Here is a 9,068-nt window from a genome sequence, read left to right on the forward strand (position 1 = left end):
AGGACCGCGACCTCGGCCGCGTCCCCACCGCCGGCACAACTGAAGACTGAAACCATCAACCCGACCGACCAAAAGGGGGTCAGAATTCCGGTGCCGAGAAGTGTCCAGGATTGGCGTTCCGTTGACACCGGCGGGATTCGGTGCGCCAGGGATCCGGACAGCGGCTGTTTCGCGACATTGCGGCTCTCGATTCGTCCTGGGCACCTCGCGGGGAACAGAGTATTGATGATCTATGCGAGATCAGATACGGTACCCGATACCGTACATAATTCCATGCGAATCCCATTGGCAGTCGGCTGCATCGGGAACCATCGAGACGGCAGACAACTGCTGCTCAACCCGGGTTCGGCGATGTCGATCTACCCGGTCATGGTCGATCTGGAGATCTGGTTCTGATGACACGACAAATTTCGGGACGAATGTCGCGGATGGCTCGCGCCGCGACACCGTTGCCAACGGAAGCCGAGTGTTCACCATGTCGGCCGACACAGTGCGGTTCCCCCCCCGGAGCCGTGTTGCTGGGCCAACGGCTTGCAGGAATACACCATGCCGCGATGGGCGCCGGACGGTTCGCTGTGGGCCGCCTTCGCGGGCTCGCGACCAGCCGGTGATTTCCAGGGGCTGGTGGGGCGCCTGGTACCGCGAGATAGCCGCCGATGACGGTCGCCGCCGCAACCATCGATGAGGAAGACGGGACAGGGATGGAGTTCGCGGACGCGAGAAGCCCGGTGAGAGATCGGAGTGCTCGCCTCGCGACGGAGAATACGAGCCGGACCGTCTCGATGTCCAGGATGGTCCGCACGATCGGAGCGGGAGTCACCGCGCTGGCATCAGCGGTCTGCTTGACCGCGCTATCCGCCTCGGGGGCGCTGGCACAAGAAGGAGCCGGTACTTCGCGATGCGTGTCGGCGACGACGAACGGCGCTGATCGACAACCGCCGATCGAACCGTCCTGGGACGCCGGATGCGTGTACGCGACCGGCTTCGACGACATGTCGCCCTCGATCCAGCTCACCAGTGACGGGTCGCTCTTCATCGCCCGCAGTGTCGGGGGTGTGCTTCGCTCGACCGATCACGGCGAGCACTGGACAGCGCTGACGATTCCGAATTCGATTGCCGGTGGCGGCAATTCGACCGGGACGCACGGGTACGTACACGTCGATCCCCGAACCGATCGGGTCTACTACGTCACGAGCATGCTGGTGCCCTCGTGTGGAGGACTCTCCGGTGGCGTGGTTTCGTGGTCCGACGATCTGGGGTCGACGTGGGCCGGAACGACCGTCGCGTGTGACACCTTCGACTGGGGCAAGATCGTCACCGGTCCGGCGCCAGCCGGAAACCCCTATCCGAGTGCGGCCTACTTCTTCGGCGTCGGTCCGCGCCCGGTGGGGGGTCAGCGCTACGTCTACCGATCGCTCGACGGCGGCGCGACCTGGCAACGAATGGCGAATCCGGCCGCGGTCACGACCGAGGCCGGAGTGGGCGCGAGCGCTGCCGACGGGACCGTGTACTTCGACTATCCCGAATTCATCGGATTCGATCCCGCGAGGCTCGTCGATCCGACCTATCCTTTCGACCCGGCGAATCTGTGCCGCCAGATGGTCGCGGTCAGTGACGATTTCGGCCAGAATTGGCGTCAGGAACCGATACCGGGATCGCGGACATGCTATTCGCTGTACGGTCAGCAGCGCGTAGCCGTAGACCGAGTCGGCACCGTCTACGCATTGTGGGTCGACGATATCGACGGGCAACTCTACCTGTCGATATCTCGGGATCGCGGGCGCCAGTGGTCGGCGCCGACGAACATCATGCCGGTCGGGGCGACGTTCTCCCATACCCACGCCAATATCGTGGCGGGCGAACCGGGGCACGTTCTGATCGCCGCGCTCATGACGGCGGACCCGGTCGATACCCGGCGGGCCATCCAGTCGAATTTCAGCGACTATTCCTCGTACCTGATCGAGTCCTTCGACGCCTCGAATCCCACACCGCATTTCACCTCTGTGAACCTCGATTCCGAGGGGGAGCCGTCGGTGCGAACAGGTGAAGACCACAACGAGGCGAACGCGTACCTGGGAATGTCGCCGTCCGGCGAGGGATGGGCCGTCTTCTCCCGCCACGCTCCGGCACTGTTCGGCCCGGGGCAGTTGGCCGTCGCGACGATGAAGCACGGGGCAGCGAATCGAGAACGCCCTCGACCGCCGCACAGCTGACCGTCGCCTGGGCGGCATGCCGGTCAGAAATTCTCCAGCCACGCGGAATTTCCCGCGGGCGAAGACAAAACACCGATATGAGGAGGTCCGCTGTGCGGATCGGTACCCTGCTCGACGAGCCTTCCGGGCCCGATGGTCTACGTGAACTGACCGATCAACTACGACAGAGCGCCGAAGAGGGTTTCGATTCGGCGTGGCTGCTGCACACGTTCGGAGCCGACGCGCTCACGGCTCTGGCCGTGGCGAGCAGTCAGGTACCCGATATCGCGATCGGCACGGCCGTGGTGCCGACGTATCCACGCCATCCTGGAGCGCTGGCTCAGCAGGCCAGGACGACGGCCTTAGCGGCCGGGGCGGACCGTCTGACGCTGGGCATCGGCTTGTCCCACAAGATCGTCATCGAGAACATGTTCGGATACGACTTCGACCGGCCCGCACGGCATATGAAGGAATATCTGTCGGTGCTGGTACCGCTGCTGGAGGGCGGCGCTGTCTCGTACTCCGGCGAGCTCTACAACGCGAATCTGGGGTTGTCTATCCCCGATGAGGGCCGAGTTTCGCTGCTGCTGGCGGCACTGGGCACCCATATGTTGCGTCTGGCCGGACGTCTGGCCGACGGCACCGTGTTGTGGATGACCGGGGCAACATCCATTCGCGAACATATCGCGCCCGCGATCACGGCCGCCGCGGCCGCCGCGGAACGCCCGGCGCCGCGGATAGTCTGTGTGCTGCCCGTGCTGGTCACCGATGATGTCGAGAGTGCTCGACAGAAGGCGACGGAGACCTTCTCCGCCTACGGATCGCTGCCCTCCTATCGCGCGATGATGGACCGCGAAGGCGTCGACGGCCCTACCGATCTGGCGATCATCGGTTCCGAGAAACAGGTGGCTGCCCGTATCGAGGCGATATTCGAGGCGGGTGCGACCGAGTTCGTGGGATCGGTGTTCGACGGCGGCGAACCGGCGTTGCGAACCCGGGCCCTGCTCACTTCGCTGACGGACTGAACCGGTTGATCCGATCGCCCTTGTGGCGTTGGGTGTTCCGAGCCCGCGCCGACGACGTCTGGAACGCTGCGTGCGAGATCCCCGGGCTCAGCGACCTCAAACGCGCCGATCTGATCGGACACGACTTCGACTTCGGTGCGCCACCGATCCTCACTACCGTGCCCGGCGGCTCGCAGGTGGTGCTGGCCGGTGACAAAGGCGGGGTCGTGTTCTGCCTGGACGCGCACACCGGCGCGATGAGATGGACACGCCGGGTGGGTAAGGGCAGTGCACTCGGCGGTATCCACTTCGGGATGGCCACCGACGGTAACCGCTTGTACGTTCCGGTCACCGATACCTACGCCGACAAGACCTCGGTGTCGACCAATGGGCTGCCCGCCCTCGGCGCCGACGGTCCGCAGGTCGGTCCCGTAGCCGAGGGCAGCCCCGGCATCTATGCCCTCGACCTGCGGACTGGTGAAGAGATCTGGTATATCCGCCCCACCCACGAATACCACGGCGCGCGGTACACCTCGGTCTACTCCGCAGCGGTGTCGTTAACCAACGACATCCTGCTCGCGGGTTCGCTCGATGGCGAGATCGTGGCGGTCCGGACTTCGGACGGCCAGGAGTTGAGCCGGTTCGACAGCGATATCCCCCTTATCGACGTAGCGGGAAACTCCGGTGACAGCGGCGCTATCGATCTCGGCTGCCCCTCTTCCCGCCGAGTGTCTGTACGCGAATCTCGCGATCCCTCTGATTCCGAGTTCGGTACGGCGACGATTTCGTGGCATCCGATCTCATGGCGACGCCTGCGTCTGGAATTTCCTTGTGCAACAGCTCGATACGCGTGGGTCGCAGCTGGGAGCACGAATGTGACCGACGCGGCGGTGTACTACAGGCAGCCGGAGACACACCGCGCGCCGATGGGGAAGTGGGCTCAGGCTGGTTGGTTGCCGCCGTCGGATACGTGGTTCGAACCCGCCGCACGTATGTTGTGAGTAGCCGTTCATTATTCTGTAGCTACTTTCCAGTAAGTTGTCATGTCCACGTAGGAAAATGTATTGTGACTCACAATTGTCGCTGACGGATCGTTTACCGGTTCGTCAGAACGTTTCTGACCGGGCCTAATCGCCCAGAGGTAGGCTCGATCGTCGGTGGTTGGTAGCAGCAACATTCGCAATTTTTCGACTGGCGCGTCCGCGTCCGGACCACGACGCCGATACTTCGGAGTGCGGGCGAGGTTGCTGGCAGTCGCTCTCATTCCGAGCATCGCCCTGCTGAGCATCGGTGGAGTTGCCACCGTCTACCTGGTGGACGATGGCCAGAAGGATAAAGACTGGGCAGAGTACTCTTCATCGGTGCTCGCGCCCGCGGCCGTGTTGATGGAGGCGTTCCAATTGGAACGCAGTGCGTCGATGATGTATCTCGCCGGTGACGATGTGGCGGCCGATAATTTGCCCTTGACGTGGAAGAACTCCGACAGTGCGCTGGCACCCTTGCGGGACGAGACCTCCGCGATCGACGTTCGCTCCGACATTCAGGGCGATCTGTCCGGAATCGACACGTTGTACAGCAAACTTCCGGTCTTGCGCCAAGGAATCGAATCCCGCGCGGTGACGTCCGAGCAGGCGTTCGAGGCGTACAACACTGTCATCGATACGTTTGTGCTCGGTAGTTTGGCTGTGGCGTCAGTCGCGCCCGACTCCAAGATCGCGGTCGATATCTACCGAGGTTTGCATCCGCTGCGCGCGGCCGAAGCTATCTCGCGGTCGGCGAGCATCGGTGCGACGGCGTTGCTGACCAAACAGCTTTCTGCCGCCCAACTGGCCGAGCTCACCCGATATATCGGTGATTCTCGCGGCGAGATCACCTACGCGGCAACAGTATTGAATGCGCAGCGCCAAGCGCAGTTGAAGGCAGTCACCGACAGTAAGGAATGGCGCGAGCTTGTCGCGATGGAGGATGCCGTCATCCGGCGCGGCGTCGTTTCTGCCGAAGAGGCCGGTGTCGCTGATAGCGGATCGGCTCCCGCTGCGGCCTCCAGCGGCCGTCGCAGTCAGGTGCCCGCGCCTTCCCTGCCACTCAGTGCCACGCAGTGGGACAGTACCGCAGGTCAGGTACGTTCGCTGTTGTTGAAGGTCTCCGGTGGTCAGATCTTGGATGCCCACCTCGAGGCCGAGGTCGCCGGCGCCGACCGAGCGTCGAAGTCTTTGCGTGGCGGTATCGGGATCGGCGTGCTGACTCTGATCACGTTCTTGGTCGCACTCCTGTTGGCCAACCGGCTGATCGGACGGATGCATCAGCTGCGCAAACAAACTCTTCAACTTGCCGATGAAGGCCTGCCCGAGACCATTCGCAATCTGAGCGACGGACATGCGATCGACCGGGATATCGAAGTGTCCGTGCTCGACTTCGGAAATGACGAGATCGGTCAGGTCGCCGATGCTTTCAATCGCGCCCATAGCGCTGCCATCGATGCCGCGGTCGCCGAAGCCAGGACGCGCGCGGGTGTGAACGCGGTCTTCATCAATATCGCGCGTCGCAGTCAGGTCATGGTGCATCGCCAATTGACGCTTCTCGACGAGGCCGAGCGGGAAGAGGAGAATCCCGACAAACTCGGCATCCTCTTCCAGTTGGATCATCTGGCCACTCGAGCGCGGCGTAATGCTGAGAATCTGATCATCCTGGGGGGCGAGCAGCCAGGGAGGCGATGGCGAAATCCGGTGCCGCTGATGGATGTCGTGCGCGGGGCTGTCGCGGAAAGCCTCGACTACGCCCGCATACAGGTCCTTCGTTTGCCGGAGATACAGATGATCGGCGTCAGCGTCGCGGACCTCATCCATTTGCTCGCCGAACTGACCGACAATGCGACCTCCTTTTCACCTCCCGACTCGCGAGTCGAGGTTTCTGGTGCCCTGGTCGGCAAGGGCGTGGCAATAGAGATCTCCGATCAGGGGATCGGTATGACTGCCGATGACGTCATCGATCGCAACCGGCTGCTGGCCGACCCGCCTGGCTTCGGTCTCGGCACACTGTCCAGCGATGCACGCCTGGGACTGTTCGTCGTCGCCAAACTGGCTGCTCGCCACAATATTTCGGTACGGCTGAGCGAATCCGACTACGGTGGTGTTCGAGCCGTAGTCCTTATCCCGGCAAAAGTGATCGCTGTCCAAGGCGAGAGCTTCTCGCCGGGAAACAATCATGAGCGACCTGAATTCGTTCCGCCGATGACTGCTTCAATGCCCGAGACGGCCCCGGCCGCAGGCTTGGAGCCCCGTTCATCGGCGGACAACGCTGACAAACCAGGACTTCCGCGGCGACAGCGAACGGCTTTCGACCAAGCTGCGAAGTCGATCGACGTGCCTCGGCCCGCCGAGTCGGCGCCGCGACAACGCTCTGCTGACGAAGCTCGCAACATGATGTCCGCTATCGAGAACGGAACAAGGCAAGGACGTTCCAACCGTATCGACAACTCCGGTTCCGCTCAACCGATCACCAGACGACGAAGCATCGATGACGACTTTCGAGCCCCGTAGGTCTTCGCGAGCTTCGCTGAGTCGAGTTCGGTAGCGAAATGTCGCTCGAACACGCGGCCGCGAATCCGCATTGTGGGTCCTGTGGTCGCGATCGGGCGCGCGGGCATCGAACTCGGTGGACGTCGACTCGATCTATCTGCGGGTTCGGCTCTCCGCCCGGTGCGAAAATCGACGGACGCGCTTCGCGTCCCGGCATATAGCTCGTAGAATACGTTTGCGTTCTACCGGGAGCCGACCGGGTGAAGGCGTTCCTCGGCTGGATATCCGACCGACACCAGTAGCGCTATGGCGAGGTCGTCGCGGTCACCTATGCCGATCGCTTCTTTGCCTTCTGCCTCGTCCCATCCGTTCATCGGTGACGTCGCCAGGCTCATCTTTGTGGCGGCGAGCATCAGAAACGGGGCGGCGATCATCGCATCCTTGACCGCGTACTCCCGGAGTAGACCACGCCGGGCAGGGTTATTCTGAAACGCCTGCGACGCGGCTGAGAACATGGCGATGAATTCGTCATTCCATGCCCCGTTACGTCGCGCCAGTTCATATATCTCGCTGTAGTAGTCGCGCCAGGATTGCGGTTCGGCGACGAAGACGAGTATGACCGGGGCATCGCTGGTTTGCGGTTGGCCTCCCGTCGCCCGTGCCAGTCCTTGCAAACCCTCATCGCCGGTGATCGCCACGATCGATCGGTCCTGCAGCTTCCAGCTGGTCGGCGCCTGGACGGCGAGTTCGAGTAGCGATTCCGGAAATCGGATCGGGACGGTAGTGGCGGACGGTGCGCCGGAGGCGGATCGCTTCCGAGACAGACAAGCGGTGATCGGTCATGGCAATCACTATTGGAGAGTGACAACCTATTCGGAGTAAGGCGCATTTTGGTGCGCTACTCTCTTCTGATGAAACCGATGGTGGAATCGTCGGGCCTCGTGGCCGATGTCTACTCCGCAAAGTGCCCTACGCGGCAAGTCCTCGACCACATCGCCGGAAAATGGACGATCCTCGTCATCGACGCTCTCCTCGAGGGAACCATGCGCTATACCGAACTGAGCCGACGCATCGAGGGCGTCTCGCAGAAGATGCTCACCCAGACATTGCGCAGCCTGGAGGCCGACGGCTTCATCACTCGCACTCTGCACCCGACCATTCCGCCCCGGGTCGACTACAGTCTCACCGACCTCGGTCGCAGCCTCGCCGAACCGATCACAGCACTCCGGCGATGGACGGAAGCGCACATCAACGAGATCGAACGAGCCCGCGCGCAGATATCGATGCCTCGCTGACATCTCCTGCCAGGTCTGGGATGCACTGGTCGATGAACCGGCCTCGGCTGCTACCGGCGACACAGTCGCCCTCGGCCGAGCCTCAGATGGTGCGCGGCGATCGAGTGTGATCGTGCTGCCTCGTGACCTATTGCCGGGGAAGCTTTCTCGTCAGGGAAACTGCACTGGACTCCTGCCGAGGCTGAAAATCGTTCAGGCGCGGACGGTCGCCGTTCGCGGTGATGGCAGCGTTCCATCCAATCGTACCTGGGCCGCGGTTGCGATTCGGGGACGTCGCGAGGTTTGCGGCGATCGGGCGCTGTGTGAGAAGCGTCTCGCCGAACCGGAGGCAGGCCTCGAGCGGAGGCCGAAACCGTGGGTTGTTTTTCAGGAGTTGCCCCGCTTGCGGCGTTGTCGCGGGACCAAGAGGGCCGCCGCGGTAGAAACGGTTTCCGCGGCCGTCCTGAGGATCGAGAATGACCGGCGACGGTGCATCGGCAACAGTTGAGGTGAATTCTTCGACGCTCCGGTCGCTTTGGGCGGTGATCAGGGTGCCGTCGACAGGGGTGCCGGTCCGGGGCCAGGTGGGACCGGTATGGGTGAGATCTGTGGCCGGCTGGGCCACGCGGCGATGATGGCGGCCCACGACCGGATCGGCGTCGATCGCAGCGATCGGAGCACATGCCGTACGGGCGTCCCGCAAGTCGTGTGCGCACGACTGCCGTCTCGAGATGTCGGGATCGGCGACTCCGCCGGGGAGGACGACCGCGGCGTAGTGTCGGCTCGGGCACAGCCCAACTACCTACTCTCCGAACGATATCGGCGAACCTATCGGTCGGCATGCTCGAGATCCGATGCTGAGGCAAGCCTGTTCTACAAGATCGCGCATCGCAGTCTTTGACTTACAGATCAGTTCAGAATGAGTCGGTGTGTCGTTTTGATCTGTGGTGCAACATATTCGACACTTCTGGGGTGGTTGATGAGGTGGTGACCGATGCGTTGTGGGAGCGGTTGGAGCCGTTGATTCCGGTGCCGCAGCGGCGTTTCCGTCATCCGGGGCGGCGTCGGAGCAGTGACCGT

Annotated in this window: 8 protein-coding genes; 6 read left to right on the forward strand and 2 right to left on the reverse strand. The window is 62.9% G+C overall.

What is annotated here, in order from left to right; translation table 11 throughout:
- Positions 1-273: 273 nt before the first annotated feature.
- From JZ792_RS42815 to JZ792_RS39860, 5 genes are all read left to right on the forward strand, one after another.
- Positions 274-396, forward strand: a complete 123-nt coding sequence (locus tag JZ792_RS42815; protein WP_256461562.1) for a hypothetical protein — start codon at positions 274-276, stop codon at positions 394-396.
- Positions 397-902: 506 nt separating this feature from the next.
- Positions 903-2,213: a sialidase family protein gene (locus JZ792_RS39845; RefSeq protein WP_216918067.1), complete on the forward strand. Its 1,311-nt coding sequence runs from the start codon at positions 903-905 to the stop codon at positions 2,211-2,213.
- A gap of 92 nt (positions 2,214-2,305) precedes the next feature.
- Positions 2,306-3,217, forward strand: a complete 912-nt coding sequence (locus JZ792_RS39850) for a TIGR03564 family F420-dependent LLM class oxidoreductase (RefSeq protein WP_216918068.1) — start codon at positions 2,306-2,308, stop codon at positions 3,215-3,217.
- Positions 3,218-3,249: 32 nt separating this feature from the next.
- A complete protein-coding gene (locus JZ792_RS39855; protein ID WP_216918069.1) occupies positions 3,250-4,197 on the forward strand; it encodes an outer membrane protein assembly factor BamB family protein in 948 nt (315 codons plus the stop codon).
- A gap of 243 nt (positions 4,198-4,440) precedes the next feature.
- Positions 4,441-6,735 carry a sensor histidine kinase gene (locus JZ792_RS39860; protein ID WP_216918070.1) on the forward strand — a complete coding sequence of 765 codons (2,295 nt, stop codon included), beginning with the start codon at positions 4,441-4,443 and terminating at the stop codon, positions 6,733-6,735.
- A gap of 221 nt (positions 6,736-6,956) precedes the next feature.
- Here JZ792_RS39860 and JZ792_RS39865 read toward each other — a convergent pair whose 3' ends face one another.
- Entirely contained in the window at positions 6,957-7,550 is a 594-nt protein-coding gene (locus tag JZ792_RS39865; protein ID WP_438804437.1) for a nitroreductase family protein, read from the reverse strand.
- A 75-nt stretch (positions 7,551-7,625) separates the two neighbouring features.
- Between JZ792_RS39865 and JZ792_RS39870 the strand changes: the two genes are divergently transcribed.
- Positions 7,626-8,009, forward strand: a complete 384-nt coding sequence (locus tag JZ792_RS39870; RefSeq protein WP_216918071.1) for a winged helix-turn-helix transcriptional regulator — start codon at positions 7,626-7,628, stop codon at positions 8,007-8,009.
- Between the two features lie 127 nt (positions 8,010-8,136).
- Here the strand turns inward: JZ792_RS39870 and JZ792_RS39875 are convergent, their stop codons facing one another.
- The gene (locus JZ792_RS39875) at positions 8,137-8,613 is read right to left on the reverse strand and encodes a hypothetical protein (protein WP_216918072.1); all 477 of its coding nucleotides are present in this window, start codon (positions 8,611-8,613) and stop codon (positions 8,137-8,139) included.
- Positions 8,614-9,068: the final 455 nt, after the last annotated feature.

The organism is Nocardia noduli (genome assembly GCF_019038455.1).
In the GTDB taxonomy this organism is placed as follows: Bacteria; Actinomycetota; Actinomycetes; order Mycobacteriales; family Mycobacteriaceae; genus Nocardia; species Nocardia noduli.